Here is a 365-nt window from a genome sequence, read left to right on the forward strand (position 1 = left end):
GATGCGATGATCTGGGGATTCTCCAGATGGCACGTACCCTGCAGGCATCCCCCTGGCAGCATTTTCTCACCAGCGGGGCGTTCATCCTCTCCCTGATGTTCCTGCCGCTGCCCGGCGGTCTGGTGCTTATCCAGAACCTGCTGATCTCCGGCATTGTGGGCTGCTTTCTGGCGGCAGCCGAAACCCTGGCCCGTGCCCGGCTGCGCAAGGCCCCGGCCCGGGGGTGGTTCGCCATTCTCTACCTGCCGTTTTTGCTGCCGCCGGTGCTTTTGCACAATATGCAGCCGTTCCGCACCACCTGGTCCGCCTGGTGTGAACTGTTCACCGTATTTTTGCCGGTGTGGTGGTACTTTGACGGGCAGCGG

At 62.5% G+C, this 365-nt stretch carries 1 protein-coding gene; it reads left to right on the forward strand.

What is annotated here, in order from left to right; translation table 11 throughout:
• Nucleotides 1-26: 26 nt before the first annotated feature.
• A partial coding sequence (locus tag H6B10_RS15675; protein WP_204652385.1) for a hypothetical protein occupies nt 27-365 on the forward strand: 339 nt, incomplete at its 3' end.

Source organism: Gemmiger formicilis (assembly GCF_016901605.1).
Taxonomy (GTDB): Bacteria; Bacillota; Clostridia; order Oscillospirales; family Ruminococcaceae; genus Gemmiger; species Gemmiger formicilis_B.